The organism is Cribrihabitans pelagius (assembly GCF_048820915.1).
GTDB classification, from domain to species: Bacteria; Pseudomonadota; Alphaproteobacteria; order Rhodobacterales; family Rhodobacteraceae; genus Cribrihabitans_A; species Cribrihabitans_A pelagius.
Map to the genome: position 1 here is coordinate 116,995 of NZ_JBMERR010000001.1, position 25,371 is coordinate 142,365.

The 25,371-nt window shown below is 66.3% G+C and carries 20 protein-coding genes; 13 read left to right on the forward strand and 7 right to left on the reverse strand.

All coding sequences use genetic code 11. The features are described 5' to 3' along the window. Positions 1 to 23: 23 nt before the first annotated feature. The 4 genes from ACOHX0_RS00530 (at position 24) to ACOHX0_RS00545 (ending at position 5,870) form a co-directional block, all read left to right on the forward strand. Positions 24 to 1,220, forward strand: coding sequence for a malate--CoA ligase subunit beta (locus ACOHX0_RS00530; protein ID WP_420674662.1), 1,197 nt, complete (start codon positions 24 to 26; stop codon positions 1,218 to 1,220). Beyond that, positions 1,220 to 2,113, forward strand: a complete 894-nt coding sequence (sucD, locus tag ACOHX0_RS00535; protein ID WP_420674663.1) for a succinate--CoA ligase subunit alpha — start codon at positions 1,220 to 1,222, stop codon at positions 2,111 to 2,113. Before ACOHX0_RS00530 ends, sucD begins: the two co-directional genes overlap by 1 nt. Before the next feature lie 98 nt (positions 2,114 to 2,211). Continuing rightward, entirely contained in the window at positions 2,212 to 3,183 is a 972-nt protein-coding gene (locus ACOHX0_RS00540; protein ID WP_420674664.1) for a 2-hydroxyacid dehydrogenase, read from the forward strand. Then, positions 3,183 to 5,870 (forward strand): phosphoenolpyruvate carboxylase, encoded by a 2,688-nt coding sequence (locus ACOHX0_RS00545; protein WP_420674665.1) that lies wholly within the window; start codon positions 3,183 to 3,185, stop codon positions 5,868 to 5,870. Before ACOHX0_RS00540 ends, ACOHX0_RS00545 begins: the two co-directional genes overlap by 1 nt. 269 nt (positions 5,871 to 6,139) lie before the next feature. Here the strand turns inward: ACOHX0_RS00545 and ACOHX0_RS00550 are convergent, their stop codons facing one another. Next, on the reverse strand, positions 6,140 to 7,687 hold the full coding sequence (locus ACOHX0_RS00550; RefSeq protein WP_420674666.1) for a sulfatase-like hydrolase/transferase: 1,548 nt from the start codon (positions 7,685 to 7,687) through the stop codon (positions 6,140 to 6,142). 182 nt (positions 7,688 to 7,869) lie between these two features. Here ACOHX0_RS00550 and ACOHX0_RS00555 point away from each other — a divergent pair, with 182 nt between their 5' ends. The 7 genes from ACOHX0_RS00555 to ACOHX0_RS00585 all read left to right on the forward strand — a co-directional run bounded on the left by ACOHX0_RS00555 (position 7,870) and on the right by ACOHX0_RS00585 (position 16,097). Next, positions 7,870 to 8,661: a DeoR/GlpR family DNA-binding transcription regulator gene (locus tag ACOHX0_RS00555; RefSeq protein WP_420674667.1), complete on the forward strand. Its 792-nt coding sequence runs from the start codon at positions 7,870 to 7,872 to the stop codon at positions 8,659 to 8,661. Between the two features lie 71 nt (positions 8,662 to 8,732). Next, positions 8,733 to 10,409 carry a Na/Pi cotransporter family protein gene (locus ACOHX0_RS00560; protein WP_420674668.1) on the forward strand — a complete coding sequence of 559 codons (1,677 nt, stop codon included), beginning with the start codon at positions 8,733 to 8,735 and terminating at the stop codon, positions 10,407 to 10,409. A gap of 40 nt (positions 10,410 to 10,449) precedes the next feature. Further along, entirely contained in the window at positions 10,450 to 11,289 is an 840-nt protein-coding gene (locus ACOHX0_RS00565; protein ID WP_420674669.1) for an EamA family transporter, read from the forward strand. A 225-nt stretch (positions 11,290 to 11,514) separates the two neighbouring features. Next, positions 11,515 to 12,639: an extracellular solute-binding protein gene (locus tag ACOHX0_RS00570; protein ID WP_420674670.1), complete on the forward strand. Its 1,125-nt coding sequence runs from the start codon at positions 11,515 to 11,517 to the stop codon at positions 12,637 to 12,639. Positions 12,640 to 12,790: 151 nt separating this feature from the next. Beyond that, on the forward strand, positions 12,791 to 13,903 hold the full coding sequence (locus ACOHX0_RS00575; protein WP_420674671.1) for an ABC transporter ATP-binding protein: 1,113 nt from the start codon (positions 12,791 to 12,793) through the stop codon (positions 13,901 to 13,903). Positions 13,904 to 13,914: 11 nt separating this feature from the next. Then, positions 13,915 to 14,835, forward strand: a complete 921-nt coding sequence (locus tag ACOHX0_RS00580; protein ID WP_420674672.1) for an ABC transporter permease — start codon at positions 13,915 to 13,917, stop codon at positions 14,833 to 14,835. Next, positions 14,832 to 16,097 carry an ABC transporter permease gene (locus ACOHX0_RS00585; RefSeq protein ID WP_420674673.1) on the forward strand — a complete coding sequence of 422 codons (1,266 nt, stop codon included), beginning with the start codon at positions 14,832 to 14,834 and terminating at the stop codon, positions 16,095 to 16,097. Before ACOHX0_RS00580 ends, ACOHX0_RS00585 begins: the two co-directional genes overlap by 4 nt. A gap of 96 nt (positions 16,098 to 16,193) precedes the next feature. On the opposite strand, the gene gcvP is transcribed toward ACOHX0_RS00585, so the two are convergent. The 6 genes from gcvP to lipA form a co-directional block, all read right to left on the reverse strand. Continuing rightward, complete coding sequence (gene gcvP, locus ACOHX0_RS00590) at positions 16,194 to 19,046, reverse strand: aminomethyl-transferring glycine dehydrogenase (protein WP_420674674.1); 2,853 nt, start codon at positions 19,044 to 19,046, stop codon at positions 16,194 to 16,196. A gap of 115 nt (positions 19,047 to 19,161) precedes the next feature. Next, the gene (gcvH, locus tag ACOHX0_RS00595) at positions 19,162 to 19,527 is read right to left on the reverse strand and encodes a glycine cleavage system protein GcvH (RefSeq protein ID WP_420674675.1); all 366 of its coding nucleotides are present in this window, start codon (positions 19,525 to 19,527) and stop codon (positions 19,162 to 19,164) included. A gap of 21 nt (positions 19,528 to 19,548) precedes the next feature. Further along, a complete protein-coding gene (gene gcvT / locus ACOHX0_RS00600; RefSeq protein ID WP_420674676.1) occupies positions 19,549 to 20,646 on the reverse strand; it encodes a glycine cleavage system aminomethyltransferase GcvT in 1,098 nt (365 codons plus the stop codon). A gap of 31 nt (positions 20,647 to 20,677) precedes the next feature. After that, positions 20,678 to 21,091 carry a universal stress protein gene (locus ACOHX0_RS00605; protein ID WP_420674677.1) on the reverse strand — a complete coding sequence of 138 codons (414 nt, stop codon included), beginning with the start codon at positions 21,089 to 21,091 and terminating at the stop codon, positions 20,678 to 20,680. A gap of 67 nt (positions 21,092 to 21,158) precedes the next feature. Continuing rightward, positions 21,159 to 22,529, reverse strand: a complete 1,371-nt coding sequence (locus tag ACOHX0_RS00610) for an alanine/glycine:cation symporter family protein (RefSeq protein ID WP_420674678.1) — start codon at positions 22,527 to 22,529, stop codon at positions 21,159 to 21,161. 19 nt (positions 22,530 to 22,548) lie between these two features. Then, positions 22,549 to 23,499: a lipoyl synthase gene (gene lipA / locus ACOHX0_RS00615; RefSeq protein WP_420674679.1), complete on the reverse strand. Its 951-nt coding sequence runs from the start codon at positions 23,497 to 23,499 to the stop codon at positions 22,549 to 22,551. Positions 23,500 to 23,748: 249 nt separating this feature from the next. On the opposite strand from lipA, the gene ACOHX0_RS00620 reads away from it, so the two are divergent. Next, positions 23,749 to 24,363, forward strand: a complete 615-nt coding sequence (locus tag ACOHX0_RS00620; RefSeq protein WP_420674680.1) for a helix-turn-helix domain-containing protein — start codon at positions 23,749 to 23,751, stop codon at positions 24,361 to 24,363. Positions 24,364 to 24,560: 197 nt separating this feature from the next. Then, a complete protein-coding gene (locus ACOHX0_RS00625; RefSeq protein ID WP_420674681.1) occupies positions 24,561 to 25,301 on the forward strand; it encodes a PRC-barrel domain-containing protein in 741 nt (246 codons plus the stop codon). Positions 25,302 to 25,371: the final 70 nt, after the last annotated feature.

Here is a 25,371-nt window from a genome sequence, read left to right on the forward strand (position 1 = left end):
GACGAATCCATAGGGAGGAAACCATGGATATTCACGAGTATCAGGCCAAGGAAGTCCTGAGCAATTTCGGCGTCACCGTGCCCCCCGGCGCGCTGGCCTACAGCCCCGAGCAGGCCGCCTACCGCGCCCGCGAGCTGGGCGGCGACCGCTGGATCGTCAAGGCGCAGGTGCATGCGGGCGGCCGCGGCAAGGCGGGTGGTGTCAAGCTGTGCAACTCGGAGGCCGAGATTTACGAGGCGACCGAGAACATGTTCGGCAAGAAACTGGTGACCCATCAGACCGGTCCCGAGGGCAAGGGCATCTACCGGGTCTACGTCGAGGCCGCGGTGCCGATTGCGCGGGAAATCTACCTGGGCTTCGTGCTCGACCGCTCCAGCCAGCGGGTGATGATCGTGGCTTCCTCCGAAGGCGGCATGGAGATCGAAGACATCTCCGCCGAGCGCCCCGAGTCCATCGTCCGCTCCACCGTCGAGCCTGCCGTCGGCCTCCAGGACTTCCAGGCCCGCGAGATCGCGTTCAAGCTCGGCATCGAGCCGGCGCTGACCCAGCAGATGGTGCGCACGCTCAAGGGGTGCTACCAGGCGTTTTCCGAACTCGACGCCACCATGGTGGAGATCAATCCGCTGGTGGTCACCGGCGACAGCCGGGTGATTGCGCTGGACGCGAAGATGACCTTCGACGGCAACGCCCTGTTCCGCCATCCCCAGATCGCCGAGCTGCGCGACAAGAGCCAGGAAGACCCGCGCGAAGCCCGCGCCGCCGACCGCGGTCTCTCTTATGTCGGGCTCGACGGCAACATCGGCTGCATCGTGAATGGCGCAGGCCTGGCGATGGCGACGATGGATACCATCAAGCTGGCCGGCGGCGAGCCTGCCAACTTCCTGGACATCGGCGGCGGAGCAACCCCGGAACGGGTCGCCAAGGCGTTCCGCCTGGTGATGTCCGACAGCAATGTGCAGGCGGTTCTGGTCAACATCTTCGCCGGCATCAACCGCTGCGACTGGGTGGCCGAAGGCGTGGTGCAGGCGCTGCGCGAGGTGCAGGTCGACGTGCCCGTGGTGGTGCGCCTTGCAGGCACCAACGTGGAGGAAGGCCAGAAGATCCTGGCACAAAGCGGCCTGCCGCTGATCCGCGCGACGTCGCTGATGGAAGCCGCCGAGCGCGCCGTTGGCGCCTGGAAAAACGATCTCTCCCAAAACACCCGCGTGAGGGCCATCTAATGAGCATTCTTCTCGACCGCGACAGCAAGGTCATCGTCCAGGGCATCACCGGCAAGATGGCGCGCTTCCACACCAAGGACATGATCAACTACGGCACCAACGTCGTGGGCGGCGTCGTGCCCGGCAAGGGCGGCGAAACCGTCGAGGGCGTGCCGGTCTTCAACACCGTGAAGGAAGCGGTGGAGGCCACCGGCGCCAGTGCCTCGCTGGTCTTCGTGCCGCCGCCGTTTGCTGCCGACTCCATCATGGAAGCGGCGGATGCGGGCATCAAATACTGCGTCTGCATCACCGACGGCATCCCGGCCCAGGACATGATCCGGGTGAAGCGCTACATGTACCGCTACCCCAAGGAAAAGCGGATGATCCTCACTGGCCCGAACTGCGCGGGCACGATCTCCCCCGGCAAGGCGCTTCTGGGCATCATGCCCGGCCACATCTACCTGCAGGGCAATGTCGGCATCATCGGCCGCTCGGGTACTCTGGGATACGAGGCCGCAGCACAGCTGAAGCAGCTGGGGCTGGGCGTCTCCACCTCGGTCGGGATCGGCGGCGATCCGATCAATGGCTCCTCCTTCAAGGACATCCTGGAGTGGTTCGAGAACGACCCCGAAACCGAGGTTATCGCAATGATCGGGGAAATCGGCGGCCCGCAGGAAGCGGAGGCCGCGGAATACATCCGCGATCACGTGACCAAGCCGGTGGTGGCATATGTCGCAGGCCTGACCGCGCCCAAGGGGCGCACCATGGGCCACGCGGGCGCGATCATCTCGGCCTTCGGGGAATCCGCCTCGGAAAAGGTGGAGATCCTCTCCGCCGCCGGGGTCACAGTGGCCGAAAACCCCGCCGTGATCGGCGAGACCATCGCCAGCGTGATGAAGCAGACGGCCGCCTGATCCGCCTTGCGGGCAGGCGCCGCGCTCCGCCCCTACTGGGGCAATAGCGGGGGCGGAGCGCCCTGGACCAATCGAATGCACCTCAAGGAGATAAGAGAATGGCAAAGCCCAAGGTTCTGGTGACCCGCCGCTGGCCCGCCGCCGTTGAGGCCCGTCTGGCCGAGAGTTTCGATGTGGTGCTGAACACCGGCGACGTGCCCTTGAGCGCGGCGGAACTGCGCGATGCGGTGAAAAGCTTCGACGCGGTGCTGCCCACGGTGACAGATAAGCTCTGTGCCAAGGCGCTGGACGTGGCGCGTCCGCAGGCCCGCATTCTTGCGAACTACGGCGTCGGCTATTCCCATATCGACATGCGCTCTGCCGCCGGTCACGGCATGACGGTGACCAACACCCCCGACGTGCTCAGCGAATGCACCGCCGATATCGCGATGACGCTGCTGCTGATGGCGGCGCGGCGCGCGGGCGAAGGCGAGCGCGAGCTGCGTGCGGGTAAGTGGACCGGCTGGCGCCCGACGCATCTCATCGGCACCAAGGTCTCGGGCAAGACGCTCGGCATTGTCGGCTTCGGCCGCATCGGTCAGGAGATGGCGCGCCGCGCGCATCATGGCTTCGGCATGAAGATCGTGGTGCAAAACCGCTCCCGCGTGTCCCCCGATATCCTCGCCCGCTGCAACGCGACCCAGGCGGACGGCCTGGAGGATCTGATGCCGCTGTGCGATTTCGTCTCTCTGCACTGCCCCGGCGGGGCGGAGAACCGGCATCTGATCAACACCCGGATGCTGAACCTGATGAAGCCGGAGGCCTTTCTCATCAACACCGCCCGCGGCGAGGTGGTGGATGAGCTCGCATTGTCCCGCGCGCTCTGGTTCGAGACCATCGCGGGCGCCGGACTCGACGTGTTCGACGGCGAGCCGCGCATCAACCCGGACCTCATGGGCTGCGACAACCTGGTGATGCTGCCGCACCTGGGCAGCGCCACCCGCGAGGCGCGCGAGGCCATGGGTTTCCGCGTGCTCGACAACCTGCAGGACTTCTTCGAGGGACGCGCCCCGCGCGACCGGGTGAACTGATGGCCGAGCCTGCCGAAGCCCCCGCTGTGGACCCCGCCGGCACCGGCTATGCCGCCGCCCTGCGCGCCGAGCTGAAGGCGCTCTGGCTCGATGTGCTGCGCGAGCGCGCACCGCAGGTCGCCGCGCGGCTCAGCGCCGCCGCCCCGGTGCGCCTGCCCGCTGACGCCCCCGCCGCGCCCTATCTTCAGGCCGTCAACATCTGGTTCCAGCTGCTGAAGATCGCCGAAGAAAACGCCGCCATGCGGGACCGCCGCCAGGCCGAGACCCAGGACGGGCCGGAGGTGGTGGAGGGCAGCTTTGCCCGCGCGCTGGACCTTGCGGGCGAGCTCGCCACGCCGGAGCGGCTGCGGCAGGTGGCCGGACAGTTCTCGGCCGGCCCGACGCTCACCGCGCACCCGACCGAGGCCAAGCGCGTCACCGTGCTGGAAATCCACCGCCGCATCTACCGCGGGCTGGTGTCGCTGGAAGCCGGGCGCTGGACCCCGCGCGAGCGCGCCTTGCTGCTCGACGATCTGCGGTCGGAGATCGACCTGTTGTGGATGACCGGCGACCTGCGCCGCGACCGGCCTTCCTTGCGCGACGAGATCCAGTGGGGGCTGCAATTTTTCCGCGACAGCCTCTATGACGCGGTGCCGCAGCTGTTCGACCGCTACATCGCCGCCGCCGCGCCGCGGCTGGGCCAGGATATGGCGGATACGCCCTGCCTCAAGTTCCACTCCTGGATCGGCGGCGACCGCGACGGCAACCCAAATGTCACGGTGGAAGCGACGGCGGAGGCGCTTTCGGCCAATCGCGCCGCAATCCTCAACCGCTATATGGACGCGCTGGCCGCCGCCGCCGCGCGCATCTCGATCTCGGCTGCGGTTTTTGCTCTGCCGGACAGCGCCGCCGCCCGGCTGCGCAGCGTCATCGAAGGCGCGCCCGGCAGCGCGGAGCTGGCCGCACGCAATCCGGGCGAGGTGTTCCGCCAAGCGCTGAGCGCGATGCAGGCCCGGATCAGCGCCACCGCGGCAGAGCTGCCCGGCGCCTACCGCCACGCCGATGACTTCACCGCTGACCTGCGGCGCACCGAAGAGGCGCTGGAGGAAACCGGCGCCGCCCGGCTCGCCGCCCGCTACCTGCGCCCGCTGCGCTGGCAGGCGGAGGTCTTCGGTTTCCGCACCATGACGCTCGACATCCGGCAGAACTCCACCGTGACCACTGCCGTTCTGGCAGAGATCTGGGGCCGCAGCGGCCCAGGGCCGGAGACAGTGCCGGAGAACGTGCCAACCTACGGCAGCGCCGAATGGTCGGCCCGGCTGCGCCGCGATCTCGGCAGCGCCGCGCTGGACTACGCGACTCCGGACGAGCTCAGCCCGCAGGGCGCGGAACTCCTGAAGCTCCTGCGGCTGATGCGCGATGCCGGCGCCGGAGAGGACCCGCAGGCAATCGGCCCCTTCATCCTGTCGATGACCCGCTCCACCGACGATCTGCTCGGCGTCTACCTGCTGGCGCGCCATGCCGGGTTCGGGGCGGAGAAGGCGGCCTTGAAAGTTGTCCCCCTGTTCGAGACCATCGCCGACCTGCGCGCGGCGCCGGCCATTCTCGACGGGCTGCTGGAGGTGCCCTTCGCACGCCGTTCGCTGAAGTCCGGCGATGGCCGGATCGAGGTGATGCTGGGCTATTCCGACAGCAACAAGGACGGCGGCTTCCTCTGCTCCACCTGGGAGCTTGACAAGGCGCAGCGGCGGATCACCCGCACGCTGGCCGCGCACCGGATGAAGCCCGTGTTCTTCCACGGCCGCGGCGGCTCGGTCTCGCGCGGCGGTGCGCCGGCCGAGCGCGCCATCGCGGCCCAGCCCGCGGGCACCATCGCCGGGCGGATGCGGATTACCGAACAGGGTGAGGTGGTGAGCGCGAAATACGCCAACCGCGGCACCGCCCTGCATCAGCTCGAGCTGATGGCGTCATCGGTGCTGCGCCACTCGCTGCAAGAGCACGTGCCGCCCGCAAACCCCGAGCATGACGACGCGTTTGAGGCGCTTTCGGGCATGTCCCAGGCCGCCTACGCCAACCTGCTGAATGCGCCCGGGTTCCTGGACTATTTCCAGCAGGCGAGCCCGGTGGCCGAGCTTGCCATGCTGAAGATCGGCTCGCGCCCCGCGCGCCGCTTCGGCGCCGCCTCGCTGGAGGATCTGCGCGCGATCCCTTGGGTCTTTGCCTGGTCGCAAAACCGGCACATGATCACCGGCTGGTACGGTTTCGGTTCCGCTGTCGCAAGCTTCCGCCGCTTCCGGGGCAGCCGTGGCGAGGCGGTGCTGCAGGAGATGTTCGCGGACGCGCCGCTGTTCCGCCTGGCGGTGGACGAGGTGGAAAAGGCGCTTCTGCATACTGACATGGAGATCGCCGCCGCCTACGCCACGCTGGTGCAGGATGCCGGGGTGAGGGAACGCATCTTCGATGCCATCCGGCGCGAATACAGCCTCGCGTGCGAGGCTGTCGCCTTCCTCACCGGCTCACCAGAACTAGCCGCCCGCTTCCCCCGCCTGCGCGTGCGCTTTGGCCGGGCCGAGCCCATGCTGCGCGAGATTCACGCCTTGCAGGTGCGGCTCTTGCGCGAAGAGCGCGCACGCCCCCCGGGTGCCCTGCCGGTTCCGCTGATGCAGTCGATGACCTGCGTCGCCGCCGGCCTCGGCTGGACCGGATAAGTGTAAGCCCGTCCTGTCCAGGCGCTTGCGTTTCCTTGCACGCGGGCTCTCCCAAGGCAGACGGAAACCCTCCCGCGCCCCGCCGGTGCATCGAAGATGCCCCGGTACGGGCCTTGGGTCCGGCCGCGCGGGCCTGGCGGCCCGCGCGGCACGCGCCGCGCCTGGCGCGGCGCCTGGCCCAACGCTTTGCCTCCCGTCTTAGGCGGGCGGGAAAGGGGCGCGAGCGCGCCGGTTTGCGGCGGACGCCTGAGAGTTGCGCTGGGAGAAGATCAGCGGTGGCGCGGCTGGCGGCGCGGGCCATCAGGTGTGATCGTGTCGAGCGAGAGCGTGTGGTCCATGTTGCGCATCCGGTGCTTCAGCATGTGCCGGGTCATACGGTGGAGCTCCGCCGCAAAGGCCAGGTCTTCGGCCACGTTTTCCATCTCCCCGGCGCCCGCGCGGTCGAACAGAAGGGGCGGCAGATCGGCGGCGAACTCCACCAGCGTGAACCGTGCATCGCGCAGGATCGCCAGCGAGGACTCGCTTACCCCGGTGCCCAGCATGTGCTGCCACAGGCTTGCGGCCTCCACCTCGCCGAAGTCCAGTTCCGAGAAGCTGTGCTGCCGCCAGTCTGCAGGCGCCTCGCCCCGCAGGAGCGGCAGCAGCGAGCGCCCGTCCATCGCGTTGGGGATCTCCTGTCCTGCCCAGTCCAGTATGGTCGGCGCCAGGTCGATCGACTCGGTGAAGGCCTGCACCCGCCGCCCGGCCCGGGCCCCGTTGCCCGGCATCCGGATGATCAGCGGCGTGTGATAGGCCGCGTCGTAGACCGAGAACTTGCCCCAGCTGTGCCGGTCGCCCAGCATCTCGCCATGATCGGCGCTGAGCACCAGGAGCGTGTCCTCCGCCTGGCCGCTCTCCTCAAGAAACGCCAGCACCCGGCCGATATGGGCATCGACCTCGCTGGCCAGGCCGAGGTAGAGCGCCCGCAGAATCTGGATGTTCTCATCCGTGGGCGCCAGATCCGGGAAGCCCTGGACGCAGGAGGCCGGGCTGGCCGCCAGGGTGGCAGGGCCGAAGAACGGGTGCAGCGCGCATTCCGCCTCCCGGCTCTCCAGGCGAATTGGCAGGGGCAGGCGGGCCGGGTCGTACATGCGGTTGTAGGGCGCGGGCGCCACCAGCGGCGGATGCGGGCGGATGTAGGTGAGATGCGCAAACCAGCTTTGGTCGCGGTAGCCGGGCATCAGCGTCAGAAAGCGGTTGGTCAGAAAGGCGGTGTCGCTGTCCTCGGCCCGGTAGAGGGCCGGGTCGTTCAGCCGCGGCGCACCACCGCCGGGAGAGACCGGCTTGTAGATATCCCAGTAGTCGCCGAAGGCGTAGCCCTTGTTCAGCAGATCGGCGCGCCAGGGATAGGACATTTCCAGCCGCATCTCGACCATCTCCTGAAAGCCCGCCATCTGGTATTCGTAGCTGCGCACGGCCGGGTCATTGGGGTGGTGCACCCGCGGGTCCTGTGAAGTGTCCGTATACCCGAACAGCATCGGCAGATACCCCGTCTTGCGCATCTCCGACGCCAGCGTCGGCGCATCATGCCTCAGCGGCGTGCCGTTGCGGACCGAGCGGTGATTCATCGCGTATTGCCCGGTCAGGATCGAGGCGCGCGACGGCCCGCAGGGGTTCACCACCGTGTAGTTGCGCTCGAAGGTGACGCTTTCGTCCATCAGCCTGCGCAGATTGGGCAGCGCCACATGCTCCGCCAGCGCGCCAAACAGGCAATCCGCCCGCATCTGGTCGATCAGGATGAACAGGATGTTCCTGCGTCCGCTGTGCTGGCCACCCATGCTCTGCTCCCTTGCTTGGCGCCGCCAGATAAGCGCGGTTCTGCGGGTTTGCCTAGGCGGAAACTCACGGCGCCGGGAAAATTCGGGCATCCATGTGGGATTTTGTGGGTTTTTCCCTTGCGCTTGCCGCAGCCGGGGCAGATAGTTGCAGGAAACCCTTGCCAAAAAGCTGCGGAAAACGCTTGCCCGAAACCCACACCCTGTCTCACCGCGAACTGGAGCTTGTCGACGCGCTGCGTCGGCTGGGCGGCTCTGCGCGCAGTGCCGAGCTCGCGCGGATGCTGGAGGTGTCCGAGGAAACCGTGCGCCGCACGCTGAAGGCGCTGGACAAGGCTGGCGCGGTGCGCCGGGTGCATGGCGGCGCCTACCTGGACGGGCCGCAGGGCGCGACTGGGTTTGTGCGGCGGATCTCGGAGCACCGGGCGGAGAAGGAGCGGATCGCGGCGGCAGTGGCGGCGCATGTGCGCGACGGCATGGCACTGTTCCTCGATGCCGGTTCCACCACTGCCTTTGCCGCCGAGGCGCTGCGCCAGCGCTCGCATCTGACGGTGGTGACCAACTCCATCGGCGTCGCCCAGACGCTGGCGGCGCATAACGGCAACCGGGTGCATCTTCTGGGCGGTGAGATGCAGGGCGAAGAGCGCGGCACCTTCGGACATGTGGCCGAGCAGCAGGCGCGCCGCTTTGCGCTGGATCTGGCGGTGCTGTCGGCGGACGCGCTCTCGCACCGGCACGGAGTGCTTTATCACAGTGCCGCAGAGGCGCAGCTCGCGGGTGTCGTTGCCGAAGGCGCGGCAGTCAATCTGGTCGCGATGGCGCATCCCAAGTTCGGCGAGACCGCGCCGCACCGCGGCCCGGCGCCGCGGCTCCTGGACCGGATCGTCAGCGGCCGGGCACCCGGCAAGAAACTGGCGGCTGCACTGGCGGCCTGGGGCGTGCGCGCGGAAGTCGCCGAGGGAGACCGCGATGGGTAACCCGAACCGCCCCGGAAACATTGCCGCCGCAGGGCGCACCCGGCCAAGTGCCGCGGCAAACGGAGACTGACATGGCCATTCTCACTTTCCTTATCAGCCTTGCGGGCGCCACCATGCTGCTGCTCTACGCGGTGCGTATGGTGCGCACCGGGATCGAGCGCAGTTATGGCGCCTCCTTCCAGCGGCTGCTGACCGCGCGGCAAAGCCATTTGAGCGCGGGCGCTATGGGGCTGCTCTTGGCTTTGGTGCTGCAAAGCTCGGCCGCGGTGGCGCTTCTGGCGTCGGGCTTTGCCGCCAGCGGCTATCTCGCCTTTCCGGCCGGGCTTGCGATTGTGCTGGGCGGCGATCTGGGCTCGGCGCTGATCATCCAGATCCTGTCGTTCAAGCTGGACTGGCTGGTGCCGGTGCTGCTGGCCGCGGGCGGCTACCTGTTCGTCAAGACCGAGGCCAAGAAGGCCCGCCAGATGGGCCGCATCCTGATGGGGGTGGCCTTCATCCTGATCTCGCTGCGCTTCCTGCGCGAGGCGATGGACCCGATCCGCGACAGCGCCTTCCTGCCTGCCATCGCGGGTTACCTGGCGCGCGACTACATCACCGCCTTTTTGGTGGGCGGCGCGCTGGCTTTCGTGATGCATTCCTCGGTGGCCGCGATCCTGATGTGCGTGACGCTGGTGCAGATCGGCGCGATCCCGTTTGCGGCGGGCCTGTCGCTGGTTCTGGGCGCCAACTTCGGCTCCGCCTTCATCCCGGTCTGGCTCAGCCGCGGCATGAGCCTGAAGGCGCGGCGCATTCCCTTTGCCAACCTCGCCCTGCGCGGCACCTGGGCGGTGATCTGCCTGTTTGCCGCCAATTGGGCGCTGCGCGCGGGCGCGCTTGGCGATCCGCAGGGCGGGCAGATGCTGGTCTATGCGCATCTCGCTTTCAATGCGTCGCTCCTGGTGCTGGCGCTGCCGCTGTGCGCGCCGCTGGACGGGGTGTTCACCCGCCTCTTCCCCGAACCGCAGCGGGCGCAGGGCCCGGTGCCGGGGCGTCCGGTCAGTGTGCTGGAGCAGGGCAGCTACGGCTCGCCCGCGCAGGCGCTCTCCAGCCTCAAGCGCGAACTGCTGCGCATGTCTGACCTTGTCGGCACCATGTACCGCCCGGTTCTGGACCTCTACCGCACCGGCGACGCCGCGCAGATCAAGGCGGTGCAGGCGATGGACGAGGACGTCAACGCCTGCCTCTCCGGCATCCGCAAATACGTCGCTGCCATGCCCTCCGACGCCTTCACCAGGGAGGAGATCAAGACCGCCCGCAGCCTGATGGAATACGCCATCCGGCTGGAGACCGCGGGCGATGTGGTGGCGCGGCGCCTCAGCGTGCTGGCCGCCAGTCTGCACAAGAAGAACCTCAGCTTCTCGAAAGAGGGCTGGGCCGAGATCACCCGCATGCACGAGGCCATCGCCGCCAACATGCAGCTGGCCTCCAACGTGCTGATCTCGGACGATTTGGAAAGCGCGCGGCTCCTGAGCCTGGAGAAGACCGAGCTGAAGCGGATGGAGCGCGACAGCCGCAAGCGCCACCTGAGGCGCCTGCAGGAGGGCGCGCCCGGCAGTTTCGAGACCTCGGACATTCACCTGGAGACGCTGCGCGCGCTGCGCGAGTTCAACAGCCATATTGCCGCAGTGGCCTATCCGGTGCTCTACCGCAACGGCCAGCTGCTGGAGACCCGGCTGATCGAGGACATGCAGCCGGAAGACGCCGAATGAGCGCCGCAGCCGCGCCTGCTCCCGGAGGCCCCGCCCGCGCATGAGCATCGCCGTCACGGCCATCATCCTGGCGGCGGCGGTGCTGCACGCGGTCTGGAACGCCATCGTGAAAACCGCCGCCGACCGCACCACGACGCTGGGCCTGGTGGCCTTCGGCCATGTGCTGCCCGGAGCGGTGATGGCGGCGCTGCTGCCGCTGCCCGCGCTGGAGAGCTTTCCCTATATCGGTCTCTCCACGCTGGTGCATTTTGGCTATTACTTCATGCTGGGGCAGGCCTACCGGCATGGCGATCTGAGCGTGGTCTACCCGATTGCCCGCGGCATCGTGCCCGCCCTGGCGGCCTTCTGGGCGCTGCTCTTTGCGGGCGAATGGCTGCCGGTGCAGGCTTGGGGCGGTATTGCGCTGATTGCGGTTGGCATCCAGATGAGCAGCTGGCGGGCGCTCAGCTCCGGGGTCAGCCGGGCGGCCTTGGGTTTCGCCATCGGCACCGGCGTCTGCATTTCGGTCTACACAGTGGTGGACGGGCTGGGGGTGCGGCTTTCGGGCAATACGCTCGGCTATTGGGCCTGGGGGGCGCTGCTGCATGTGTTCATCGCAGGTTTCGTGGGCCTGCGCCGCCGCGACACGCTGGCCACGCTGCCGCCGCGGGTCTGGCTCCTGGGGCTGGCGGGCGGGCTGGTTTCGATGACGGCCTACGGGCTGGTGCTTTATGCCAAGACGCTGGCGCCCATCGGCGCGGTGTCGGCCTTGCGCGAAACCTCGGTGATCTTTGCCGCCCTCATCGGCTTTGTCTTTCTGAGGGAGGGCTACTGGCTGCGCCGCCTTGGCGCCGCGGTGCTGATGGCCGCAGGGGTTGCGCTGATCGGCACCGCGGTTTGAGCGGCGCGCGCCCCGCAGCCGTTGACGCATGTGCCGCCCGCGCGCAGACTGGCGCAATTACCTTCCCGGCCGCACCCCGGCCGGCCGCACCCCGGCCCGTGTTTCTGGACTTAGCATTTTTTGGAACTGTCACTGGAGGAGATGACACCCGTACGCAGAATACCCGACCAATAAATACTCAAAAAAAATAACGCCCCAACAGCCCAACAGGGAGAATTACCGAAAATGACCGTTAAGACTGCGCTCAGCCGCCGTGCCGTGCTGAAATCCGCAGGCGCCGCCGCTTTGGCCGCGCCGCTCTATTCCAAATCTGCGCTTGCCTCCTCGGGCGAGGTCAACATCCTGATGTGGTCGGACTACCTGCCGCCGGAGTTCATCCAGGGCTTTGAAGGCGAGACCGGCATCAAGGTGAATTACACCGGCATCGGCTCGAACGAGGAAATCATCAACAAGATGAAGGCTACCAAGGGCCAGGGCTTCGATGTCGTCTCGCCCACCAACAACCGCTCGCTGCAATGGGGGCCCTTGGAGCTGCTGAAACCATTCGACTTGAACAAGGTCAACATCGATGCGGTGAACCCGGCGATGGCCAAGATCGGCACCGATGCCTGGAATTTCGAGGGCGCAGGCGTGCATTGGCTGCCGCATATCTGGGGCACCGAAGGCATTGCCTACCGCACCGACAAATGGCTGCCCGCGGGCGATGCGCCCTCCTACGGCGATGTCTGGAGCGAGGAAAACGCCGGCAAGACCATGGGCCGCGCGCATTCGATGATGCTGGGTGCCGGCCTGTTCATGGAAGCTTCGGGCGAGATGGCGCCCGGCTCGGTCTGGGCCGCCTACGAGGACGAGGAGACCATGCGCAAGGTCTGGGGCCAGATCACCGACTGGTGCATCGAGCGCAAGAACCGCATCAAGCTGATCTGGAACGATGCCGATACCCAGAAGAACGGTCTCCTGAACGAGGGCGTGGTAGTCGGCCAGACCTGGGATGGCCCGCCGCTGGCGCTGAAATCCGCAGGCGAACCGGTGCATTACCAAGCGCCGGTCGAAGGCGCGATGGCCTGGGTCGACGGCCTGTCGATGCCGGTCGGCGCGCAGAACGAAGAGCAGGTCTATGCCTTCATCGACTACGCCTACCGCAAGGAACCGGCGGGCAAGGCAATCGACAGCCACGGCTACAACTCTCCGGTGCTGCAAGCGGATATGCATTCCGGCGATGTCTACAAGCAGAACTTTGCCGAGGCCTATCCCGGCGACAGCCTGGCCAACCTCAACCCCTGGCCGGCCGAGGCGCCCTGGTACGCCGATGTGCGCACCGAGTTCGTGAACAAGTTCAAGAGCGCCTGAGCCTGTTCCGCAGAGCCGGCCCCGGCAGCGACCGGGGCCGGACGCGCGCGCCCGCCGCGCGCAGACTTCACTTGAAAGATAGACGGGCAGAGGCCTTGTCCGCCGGTGGCGCGCCACCGGACGGGACCAGTGCAGCCCGGGGAGAAGCCACATGAGTGCAGGGGTCGGCGTAGATCTCGAAAACCTCTGGATCCGGTTCGGCGATTTCACCGCCGTGCGGGATGCCAATGTGAACATTAACGGAGGGGATTTCTTCTCCTTCCTAGGGCCTTCGGGCTGCGGCAAGACCACCATCCTGCGCGCGGTCTCGGGCTTTCTGGAACCAAGCGATGGCCGGGTGATGATCGGCGGCAACGACATGAAGGGCATCGGCCCCAACAAGCGCCCGACGGCGCTGATCTTCCAGAACCTGGCGCTGTTTCCGCTGATGAAGGTCTGGGAGAACATCACGTTTTCGATGGAGATCAAGGGCGCCTCTGCCAAGGAGCGCCGCAAACGCGCCGATGAGCTTCTGGACATGATCGCGCTGCCGGAGCAGGGGGACAAGCTGCCCTCGGAACTTTCCGGCGGCCAGCGCCAGCGCGTCGCCATCGCCCGCGCGCTCTGCGCTGAACCGGATGTGCTCTTGCTCGATGAGCCCCTGTCGGCGCTGGACCTCAAGCTGCGCCAGCACATGCGCACAGAGCTGCGCGAGATCCAGAAACGCGTCGGTATCACCTTCATTTACATCACCCATGACCAGGGCGAGGCGCTGACCATGTCCGACAATATTGCGGTGATGAAGGCGGGCGTGATCGACCAGATCGCCGACGGCAAGACCATCTACAACGACCCCGCCACCGCTTTTGCTGCCTCTTTCGTAGGAGAAAACAACGTCTTTCGCGGCAAGGTGAAGCGTATCGCAGGGGAGGAGGCGTTGATCGCCACCAACCGCTCCGGCGATCTGGTGGCGCGGATCTCCACCGCCAACCGGGGGCGCCTGAAGGAGGGCGGCGATGCCATGCTGTTCATCCGCCCCGAAGCCTTTGCACTGGCGCCCGACGGCCGCAGCGGCGATCACCGCGTCACCGCCCGCGTCACCCATGAGGAATTCGAGGGCAACAGCTTCAACATCTTCCTCGAAGGCGACGGCGGCAAGGAGCTGAAAGTCGCGATCCCCAACCACGGCCAGTCCTTCGAGGACCACACCGGCCGTCAGCTCACCCTGGAATACGCAACGCAGAATGCCGTCGCCGTGCCAGCGGGTGAGCTGGCCGCGGAATAGGGAGGCGCGCGATGCCCCGTTTCCTCAGGGAATTTTTCAACCGCAACGGCTATGGCATGGGCAGCCTGATGCTGGGGCTGGTGCTGTTCTGGACCATCGGCCTGATCATCCTGCCGCAGCTGTCGATGCTCGACTTCTCCTTCCGCCCCAACCTGCCGCCGCCAGACATCGGCGGGCCCAGGGATGTCTATACGGGCGAGAACTACGCCTACCTGGTCTTCGGGCCCAACGGCGGCGGGCAGGACTACAACGCCGTCGACCTCAAGGTGTTCTTCCGCACCCTGCTGGCGGCGGCCTGCGTCACCGTCTTCAACCTGATCCTGTGCTACCCGATCGCCTATTACCTGGCGCAGACCAAGGGCAATCATATCCGTATCTTCGCGCTGATGCTGATCATCCCCTATTGGATCAACGAGATTCTGCGCGCCTTTGCCCTGCGTATCATCTTTGGCGAGACCGGCGTGCTCAATACCGCGCTGGTAGGGCTGGGCATCTTCGACACGCCGTTTGATTTCATCCGCAATGATGTCGCGCTCTACGCCGGGCTGGGCTATGCCTACATCCTCCTGATGATCTTCCCGATCTACAACGTGATCGAAAGCCTCGACCGCAACCAGATCGAGGCGGCGCGGGATATGGGCGCAAGCTGGCTGAAGATCCACCGCAGGGTGGTCATTCCCTATGCCAAGCCGGGCATCTCCTCGGGCTGCACCATGGTGTTCATGCTGTCGGCGGGCGCACTGGCCGCACCGCAAATCCTGGGCGGGCCGTCGAGCCTCTGGTTCACGCAGCTGATCTACCAGCAGTTCAACGACAACTCCGACTGGCCGCAGGGCGCGGCCTATGCGGTGGTGCTGCTCGCGACCTGTATCCTTCTGGTGCTGGCGGTCATGCGGATCTTCAAGGTGAACATGGGGGATATCGGCAAATGAGGTCACTGCCCTTCCTGCGGCTCAGCATCTGGGTCTATCTGGCGCTGTTCTTTGCCTACCTTCTAGGTCCGCTGGTGATCATGTCGGTCACCGCCTTCAACTCGCCCTCCTTTCCGCGCGCGACCCCGTGGGAGTGCCTGACCTTCGAGTGGTTCTCGGCCCTCTTCGCGGACGAACGCATCCTTAACGGCATCAAGAACTCGGTGCTGGTGGGGGCGGGCACGGTGGTGCTGTCGGTTGCTATGGGGCTGGCGGGGGCCCTGATGCTGACCCAGATCTGGCCGAAGCTGCGCGCCACCTACTACACCGTGATCATTGCGCCGATCCTCATCCCCGGCGTGGTGCTGGGGATCTCCACCCTGGTGTTCTGGGACCGGATCAACCGGATGCTGGGGCTGGGGGCGGACAGCGTGCTGTCGAACGGGCTCTTCCTGACGGTCATCGGCCAGTCCACCTTCATCGCCAGCTATTGCATGCTGGTGCTGGTGGCGCGGCTCCAGCGCTACGACATGGCCCTGACCGAGGCGGCGCTGGACCTTGGCGCCACTCATGCGCAGGCCTTCCGCAAGGTGCTCTTGCCATTTATGCGGCCGGCGATTGCCTCCGCCGCGGTGCTGGCCTTCCTGGCGTCGTTCGAGAACTATAACACCACCACCTTCACATTTGGCGAATACCCGACGCTGACCATCGAGCTGGCGCAAAAGGTTCGTTACGGCATCACGCCCGCGATTTCGGCGCTGGCCTTCATCATCGTGGTGGTCACGGTCTTTGCCGCGCTCTTGAACGAAGCCGGCCTCCGCCGCCGCGAGCTCGCCGCGGCGGCGCGCAAGCGGGCCACGGTGGGCGAGGTGGAGCGCGGCCGCCTGCGGCTGCCGGGCTTTCTCAGCTCGAACTGGGCGGCGGTAGCGCTGGCGGTGCTGGCTTGCGCGGTGATCCTCGCCTTCGGCACGGCAGCCGCCTACAGCCCGCGGGCCTGTATCGCCGATGTGCAGGAGCAGAAGCGGCTGGAGACCGCCCGCCGCATCGAGGATCTGCGCCAGCGCCGCGCCGAAGAAGCCGCCGCCCGCGCGGCGCAGGAGGGCAGCGCAGCGCCAGCCCAAAGCGCGCCGCGCAGCAGCGGCAGCACCGGCTTTGGCAGCGCCTTCGACCCGGGCGCGCTGACCGGCAGCAGCCCGGCGGAGACCACGCCCAGCACCCCGGGATTTGGCAGCGCCTTTGATCCCAATGCGCTCTCGGGCGGCGGCGGCAACTCCGGCAACTGAGGCCCGCCGCAAACGCCAGCGGCGGCTCCGTCGGAGCCGCCGCCTTTTTTGTAATAGGAGCCTGCCCGCGCCGCAGGCGCGGGCCCCAGCCCCGGCTCAGTCTTCCTCGTATTCCGACATCGGCGGGCAGGTGCAGATCAGGTGACGGTCGCCATAAGCGTTGTCGACCCGGTTCACCGGCGCCCAGTATTTGTCAACACCAAGCGAGCCCGCCGGGAAGCAGGCCGCCTCGCGGCTGTAGGGCCGGTCCCAGTCGCCCACCAGGTCCCGCACCGTGTGCGGCGCGTTCTTCAGCGGGTTGTTCTCGGCGTCGATCTTGCCGTCGATCACGTCCTGCGCCTCGGCCCGGATCGACAGCATGGCGTCGCAGAAGCGGTCCAGCTCGGCCTTGGGCTCGGATTCCGTCGGCTCCACCATCAGCGTGCCTGCGACCGGCCAGGACATGGTCGGCGCGTGGAAGCCCGAGTCGACCAGCCGCTTGGCCACGTCGTCCACGGTGATGTGGCCTTCGTCGTTCAGCGGGCGGGTGTCGAGGATGCACTCATGCGCCACACGCCCCGTTTCCGAGGTATAGAGGATCTTGTAGGCATCCTTCAGCCGCGCCGCGATGTAGTTGGCGTTGAGGATCGCCACCCTGGTCGCCTGGGTCAGGCCTGCACCGCCCATCAGCAGGATATAGGCCCAGCTCACCGGCAGGATCGAAGGCGAGCCGAAGGGAGCTGCCGAAACCGGACCGACGGCGGTGCCGTATTCCGGGTGGCCCGGCAGATGCTCCGCCAGATGCGCCTTGACGCCGATCGGGCCCATGCCGGGGCCGCCGCCGCCATGCGGGATGCAGAAGGTCTTGTGCAGGTTCAGGTGGCTGACGTCGCCGCCGATGTCGCCGGGGCGCGACAGGCCCACCATGGCGTTCATGTTGGCGCCGTCGATGTAGACCTGGCCGCCGTGCTCGTGGGTGATGTTACACACTTCCTGCACGGTGGTCTCGAACACGCCATGGGTGGAGGGGTAGGTGATCATGCAGCCCGCGAGCTCGCCCGAGTGCTTCTCGGCCTTGGCGCGGAAGTCGGCAAGATCGATGTTGCCGTTATCGTCCGCCTTCACCGGCACCACCTTGTAGCCCACCATCTGCGCGGACGCCGGGTTGGTGCCATGGGCCGAAGTGGGGATCAGGCAGATGTTGCGATGCGCTTCGCCACGGGCCGCGTGGTAGTTGCGGATCGTCAGCAGGCCCGCATATTCGCCCTGCGCGCCCGAGTTCGGCTGCTGGGAGATCGCGTCATAGCCGGTGATCTCGCAGAGCTTCTCGTTCAGATCCGCGATCATCTCGTGATAGCCCTGCGCCTGATCTTCCGGGCAGAAGGGGTGCAGGTTGGAGAACTCTGGCCAGGTGACCGGGATCATCTCGATCGTCGCGTTGAGCTTCATGGTGCACGACCCCAGCGGGATCATCGCGCGGTCCAGCGCCAGGTCGCGGTCGGCGAGGCGGCGCATGTAGCGGGTCATCTCGGCCTCGGCCCGGTTCTTGTGGAAGATCGGGTGGGTCAGATACTCGCTTTCGCGCAGCGCATGCTCGGGCAGGCGGTAGGCGCGGTTCTTCTTGCTGTCGTCTTTCTTGTCGATGCCGAAGGCGCCCCAGACCGCTTCGATGGTTTCCGGGCGGGTCTGCTCGTCCAGCGAGATGCCGACGCGGGTTTCACCAACCTTGCGCAGGTTGATGCCGCGGGCAACGGCCGCTTCCATCACGGTTTTCTGCAGCGCGCCGACTTCCACGGTGATGGTGTCGAAGAACACTTCCGGCTCCACCTTGAAGCCGTGCTCCTCCAGCCCTGCGGCCAGGCGCGAGGTCTTGCGGTGCACCGACTGCGCGATCGCCTTGATGCCGTCGGGACCGTGGTAGACCGCATACATCGAGGCCATCACGGCCAAGAGCGCCTGCGCGGTGCAGACGTTGGAGTTCGCCTTCTCGCGGCGGATGTGCTGCTCGCGGGTCTGCAGCGCCAGGCGGTAGGCCTTGTTGCCGCGCGCATCGATGGAGACGCCGATGATGCGGCCGGGCATGGCGCGCTTCAGCTTGTCGGTGGTCGCCATGTAAGCGGCGTGCGGGCCGCCATAGCCCATCGGCACGCCAAACCGCTGGGTCGAGCCGATGGCAATGTCGGCGCCCATTTCCCCGGGGCTTTTCAGCAGCGCCAGCGCCAGGATGTCGGCGGCGACAACGGCGATGCCCTTGTGCTCGTGGATGGCTTCGATTTCCGGTGAGAAATCGCGCACATGGCCGTAAGTGCCGGGATATTGGAAGATGGCGCCAAAGACCGCGCCCGGGTCCAGATCGTCCGGATCGGCGACAACCACGTCGATGCCCAGCGGCTCGGCGCGGGTCTGGATCACCGCGATGGTCTGGGCGTGGCAGTTCTGGTCGACAAAGAAGGCGGCGTTGTTTGCCTTGGAGCGCGAGCCGCGGTGCGCCATCGCCATGGCTTCCGCCGCGGCGGTGGCTTCATCCAACAGCGAGGCATTGGCAATGTCCAGGCCGGTCAGATCGCTGACCATGGTCTGGTAGTTCAGGAGCGCTTCCAGGCGGCCTTGGGAGATTTCCGGCTGGTACGGCGTATAAGCAGTATACCAGGCCGGGTTTTCCAGGATGTTGCGCAGGATCGGCGCCGGAGTGGTAGTGCCGTAATAGCCCTGGCCGATCAGCGAGGTCAGCACCCTGTTCTTGCCGGCCACCTCGCGCATGTGGAACAGCGCGTCGCGCTCGGTCATCGCCGGGCCCCAGTCCAGCGGCTTTTCCTGGCGGATGGCGGGCGGCACGGTGGCGTCGATCAGCTCGTCCAGGGTCTTGAAGCCGATCACCTTCAGCATCTCGGCCATCTCCTGCGGGGAGGGGCCGATGTGGCGCCGGTTGGCGAAGTCATAGGCTTCGTAGTCGGTCAGTTTGAAGGCCATTTGCAGCGCTCCTTTGGAAAGGTCACGTCCAGCCGGGCTTCCGGGAGCCTCCGGCGGGGATATTTTCAGCCAGAAGAAGTATGCGGAGCCCCCGGGCGGAGGCCCCGCGGAAGGCTTAGCCGATCAGGGCTTTGTAGCCGTCGAGATCCATCAGCTCTTCCAGCTGGGCGGCGTCGCTCAGCTTGATCTTGTAGATCCAGGAGTCGCCTTCCGGGCTTTCGTTCAATGCGCCGGGGTTGTCGGCCAGGGCTTCGTTGATCGCGATGATCTCGCCGTCGACGGGGGCGTAGATCTCCGACGCCGCCTTCACCGATTCAATGACGCCCATCTCGTCGCCCTTGGCAAACTCCTCGCCCGGTTCCTTCTGCTCGACGAAGACAACCTCGCCCAGCTGGTCGGCCGCATGCTGCGTGATGCCGAGCGTGGCGGTGTCGCCCTCGACGGTGATCCATTCGTGCTCTTCGGAGTAATAAGTGGCCATCTTCGCTCTCCTGATGATGGTTTAGCGTTTGTAGTTCTGGGTGACGAAAGGCAGCGCGGCGACTTCGGCCGGCTGTGCCTTGCCGCGGATGGTGAGGTTGACCTTGCTGCCCGGCGCGCTGTGGCTGGCCGCGACATAGCCCATGGCAACCGGGCCGCCGACGGTGGGGCCGAAACCGCCCGAAGTGACGCTGCCGAGGCTTTCGCCCTCGGGCGACTGCACCTCGACGCCCTGGCGCGCGGGGGCGCGGCCTTCGGGCTTGATGCCGACGAGCTTGCGCGCGGCGCCGTCGGCCAGTTCCTTCTGGATACGGGCGGCACCGGGGAAGCCGCCCTCTTCCTTGCGGCGTTTCTGGATCGCCCAGCCGAGCGAGGCTTCGATGGGCGAGGTCGACTGGTCGATATCGTTGCCATAAAGGCAAAGGCCCGCTTCCAGCCGCAAGCTGTCGCGCGCGCCAAGGCCTGCCGGCTCGCAGTCCTCATGCGCGAGGAAGGCGCGGGCGATCTCTTCGGCCTTGTCCGCGGGGATGGAGATCTCGTAGCCGTCCTCGCCGGTGTAGCCGAGGCGGGAGATCCGGCACTCGGCGCCGTTGATGGCCGCCACCGTGGTTTCCATGAATTTCAGTTCGCGCGCCGGGGGGCAGAGGGCGCCCACCACGTCTTCGGCCTTGGGGCCCTGCACGGCCACCAGCGCGCGGTCGAAGATCTCGGTTACCTCGACGCCGTCGAGATTGGCTTGCATGTGCGGGATGTCCTGATGGCGCAGCGCCGCGTTCACCACGACGAAATAGTGATCGCCCGCGTTGGAGACGATCAGATCGTCCATGATGCCGCCGTCGTCATTGGTGAAGAAGCCGTAGCGCGCCTTGCCTTCCTTCAGGGTGGCAAAGGCCTGCGGGCAGAGCGCCTCCAGCTTTTCGCCGACGTTCTCGCCGCGCAGGATCACCTGGCCCATGTGGGAGACGTCGAACAGCGCCGCCTTTTCGCGGCACTGCTTGTGCTCGCCCATGATGCCCATCGGGTATTGCACCGGCATTTCCCAGCCGGCGAAATCGACCATCTTGCCGCCAAGCTCGACGTGCAAATCATAAAGCGGTGTGCGTTTGGGTGCGTCGGTCATGAGGAATGCCTCCTGTTCGGGGTGTGCTGGGTCAGCCGCGCACGACCATCACGGTGCAATGCGCATGGCGCACCACGCGGGCGAGGTTGGGGCCGATTTCGTATTCGGGAAAGCTGCCCTTGGCGGAGGCCATGACGATCATGTCGAAGCCCTCCTTGTGCGCCAGCTTCAGGATCTCGCGGTAGACGCTGCCCTCGGCCACATACACCGGGATTTCCGCGGCGCCGTTCTGCGCCAGGATCGCCTCCACCGCGCCTTGCACGTGCTTGCGGGCGCCGGCGCCGTAGTTGGCAGGCAGGTTGGGCAGGCGGATGATCTCGGGGATCACCGAGACGGCGTGCAGTTCGGCGCCATGGAACCGGGCCTGCTCCAGCGCCGCGGGCAGCGCCTTCTTCCACGAGCTGGCATGGGTGTGGTCAATCGGCAGCATGATTTTGGTCGCCATCGGTCACCTCCTCGGGAGTTTGGGCGTCCAGGTCAGGGCGGGGAGCCGCAGCCCCCCGCCAGAGAGCTTATTCGGCGGGCGTGCCGGTTTCTTCGGACTTGCCGCCGCTGGCGAAGAAGGCCTTGGTCAGCTTGAACACCACCGGGCTCAGCAGCAAGAGCGCGATCAGGTTCGGGATCGCCATCATCGCGTTCAGCGTATCCGCCAAGAGCCAGATGAAGCCCAGGTCAGCGGTGGCACCGAAGTAGATCATCACGATCCACAGCACCCGGTAGGGGATCAGTGACTTCACTCCCAGCAGGAACTCCACGCATTTCTCGCCGTAGAAGGACCAGCCGAGGATGGTGGTGAAGGCAAAGATCGAAAGCGCGATGGCGATCAGCGGGCCGCCGACGCCGGGCAGGCTGCTGTCGAAGGCCAGCGAGGTCAGCGCCGCGCCGGATTCGCCGCTGGTCCAGGCACCGGAAGAAATGATCGCCAGGCCGGTGATCGAGCAGACGATGATGGTGTCGATGAAGGTGCCCAGCATCGCGATCAGGCCCTGGTTGACCGGACCCTTGGTTTCGGCCGCGGCATGGGCGATCGGAGCGGAACCGAGGCCCGCCTCGTTGGAGAACACGCCGCGCGCCACGCCAAAGCGGATCGCCGCCCAGACCGCCGCGCCGGCAAAGCCGCCTTCGGCTGCGGAAGGCGTGAAGGCATAGGTGAAGACCAGCGCCAGGGCATCGCCGATGGTGCTGATATTGATCATCAGTACCAGCAGGCCCGCAAGGATGTAGCTTATGGCCATGAAGGGCACCAGCTTGCCCGCCACCGCGCCGATACGGGTGATGCCGCCCAGGACGACCGCCGCGGTCAGCACCATCAGCACCACGCCGGTGACCGAAGTGTTGACGCCGAAGTTCGCTTCCAGCACTTGCGCGACGCCGTTGGCCTGCACGCCGTTGCCGATGCCGAAGGCGGCAACCGAGCCGAACAGCGCGAAGGCGATGCCCAGCCAGGTCCATTTCGCACCAAGGCCGTTCTTGATGTAGTACATCGGCCCGCCCACGTAGTTGCCGAGCTCGTCGCGTTCGCGGTATTTCACCGCAAGCACCGCCTCGGCGTATTTGGTGGCCATGCCGACCAGCGCCGTCATCCACATCCAGAACAAGGCCCCCGGACCGCCCAGGAAGACGGCGGTGGCGACGCCTGCAATATTGCCGGTGCCGATGGTGGCCGACAGCGAGGTCATCAGCGCGTTGAACGGGCTGATCTGGCCCTCGCCCTGACCTTCGCGGCCCTTGAACAGCAGGCTGAAGCCGGTGCCGATGCGCAGGATCGGCATGAACTTCAGCCCCGCCTGCAGAAAGAAGCCGACGCCCAGAATGAGCACCAGCATCACCGGCCCCCACACCACGCCGTTGATGGCCCCTACAATTGAATTCAACGCGTCCATGGATCCCCTCCCGTTTGCGTCACTGTCCTTTGCCCTGCGCCAAGGCCTGCTGACGGGCCTGTTTCAGGGCGGCAAAATCTTCGTCCGCATGGAAGGACGAGCGGGTCAGCGGTGTCGCCGACACCCCAAGGAAGCCCTTGGCGCGGGCGATCCGTTCCAATTGCCCGAATTCCTCCGGCGTCCAGAAACGGACAACCGGATGGTGCTGCGGTGTGGGCTGCAGATACTGCCCTACGGTCAAGAAGTCGACCGCCGCGGCGCGCAGATCGTCCATCACCTGGCGGATGTCCTCCAGCGTTTCGCCCAGGCCCACCATCAGCCCGGATTTGGTGAAGATCTGCGGGCTGGCGCGCTTGGCATCATCCAGCAGCCGCAGCGAAGTGTAATAGCGCGCGCCGGGACGCACCTGCGGATAGAGCCGCGGTACGGTTTCCAGGTTATGGTTGAAGACGTCCGGTGCGGCCGCGAACACTTCCTCTGCCGCGGCACCCTTGCCCAGGAAATCGGGCGTCAGCACCTCGATGGTGGTGCCGGGGTTCTGGTGGCGGGTGGCGCGGATGGTCTGCGCGATATGGGCGGCGCCGCCGTCCTCCAGATCGTCGCGGTCGACCGAGGTGATCACCACATGGCGCAGCCCCAGCTTCTTCACCGCCGCTGCGACCTTGCCCGGCTCGAAGGTGTCGAGCGCTTCGGGCTTGCCGGTGGCGACATTGCAGAAGGAGCAGCCGCGGGTGCAGACCTCGCCCATGATCATCATCGTGGCGTGGCGCTGCGACCAGCATTCGCCGATGTTGGGGCAGGCGGCCTCCTCGCAGACGGTGGCCAGCCCGTGGTCGCGCATCAGGCGGCGGGTCTCGTAATATTCCGGACCGCCGATTTTCTTCATGCGGATCCAGGACGGCTTGCGTGCAGTCACGCTTGCCGCTTTGCGGGCCTTCTCCGGGTGCCGGGGGCGCAGCTGCACGGTCATTGGAAGGCCCCCGCCGCTGCGGCAAATCCGCCCGGCCTGGCGCCGGTCAGGATCGGATCAAATGCGGTCATCGGCTCTCCCCTTTGCCCCTGCGGCCCGGAAACGGCGTGCGTGCAACCGTATACGGCATGCCCGTGTTCCCTATAGGAAACTTCTTCCCTATAATCAACTCATGAAGTGAATCGGGAATTTTTTTGACGGGAGCCGGCCTCGCGGCTAAGCTGTTCACGCAACAGAGAAATTGAGCGCATGGATCCCATTCAATCAGAAGATGAAAGCTTGCCGCCCGGCATGGCGGACGCGCCGGATGGCGAAATTCTCGGCAAGATGATTCGTGATGCCCGCAAGGAGAAGGGCCTGACACTGGAGGAAGCGGCCAAGGCAGCGGCGATCGGGCGCTCCACCCTGTCCAAGATCGAGAACAACCAGACCCGCCCCAGCTTCGACATCATCCGCCGCCTGATGCAGACGCTGGAGCTGGAGACTCCGCAGCTGTTCCTGCAGTCGGCGCAAAGCGGCATCTCCGGCCGCCGGGATTTCACCCGCACCGGCCTGGGCGAGCACAAGGAAACCGCGACTTACGACCACGAGCTGTTGTGCAACGAGCTGACCAGCAAGCGGATGGTGCCCTACATCAGCACCATCAAGGCGCGCGACGTGAGCGACTTTGACAGCTGGGTGCGCCACCGCGGCGAGGAGTTCATGTTCGTCCTCAGCGGCGAGCTGATGCTTTACACTGAACATTACCGGCCGCTGCGCATGGCGGCGGGCGACTCGGTCTATTACGACAGCGGCATGGGGCATGGCTGCGTGTCGATCAGCGAGGAAGACGCCAAGGTTCTCTGGGTGTCGCTGGAAGTCTGACCTGCGGCGCGGGCCGCGGCCTCCCCGGACCGCGCCGCCCGGGCAAGCAGCTGACCGGAAGGCGCTGCCGGACGCAGGCGCGCGGGGAAAGTGATCGCAAAAAAAAATCGCAACCGCAGGAACCAAGTTCGCTCGGGGCACGTTGTCACGGTGTAGCTCAAGCGCGCTGCGGTGCGCACCTGAAGGAGAACGAACCGATGAAGAATCTTTTGCTTTCTACCTCGTTGCTGATCATCACCTCTGCTGTTCCCGCCTTTGCGGCCGGCACGGAAACGGATGTATCCGGCGACGCGTCGGCGGAAATCAAGATTCCGGCCGGCACCGAGGGCGATGCCGCGGCTGGCGCCGAGATGAACGGCTCCGCTGAAACCGAGATGGAAACCGAAGCCGAGCAGGCTTTGGAGGAAACCGGCGAAGCCGCCGAGAGCGCTGCTGAAAGCGCCGAGGCCGCCGCGGAGGATGCCGCCGAGAGCGCGGAAGCCGGGGCTGAGGAGGCCATGGACGAAGCCGAAGCCGCCACCGATGAAATGGTAGGCGAGACCTCGGAAGCCATGGACGAAGCCGCCACTGAAACCGGCGAGGCCATGGACGAGACCGCGGCCGAGACCGGCGAAGTGATGGATGACGCAGACGTCTCTGCCGAAGCCTCCGCCAATGTGGTGGCAACGGAAGACCTGACCGCCGAAGCCCTGACCGGCGCACGCGCCTACGACGCGAACGATGAGCACGTGGGCGAGGTTTCCGATGTGGTGCTGACCGCCGATGGCGGCGTCGACGGCGTGATTGTCGACCTGGGCGGCTTCCTGGGCATCGGCGAAAAGCCCGTGAAGCTGACGATGGACGATGTCGAGATCACCGACGTGGAAGGCGACATTCGCGTCCGCATCATGATGACGGAAGAGCAGATGGAAGCTCTGCCGGAGTACGAAGGCTCCTAAGCCCCGCATCTGAAAGAGTTTGAAGGGGTCCGTTCCGTCCCCTTCAAATGCCGCCCCCGTTTGCAATTGC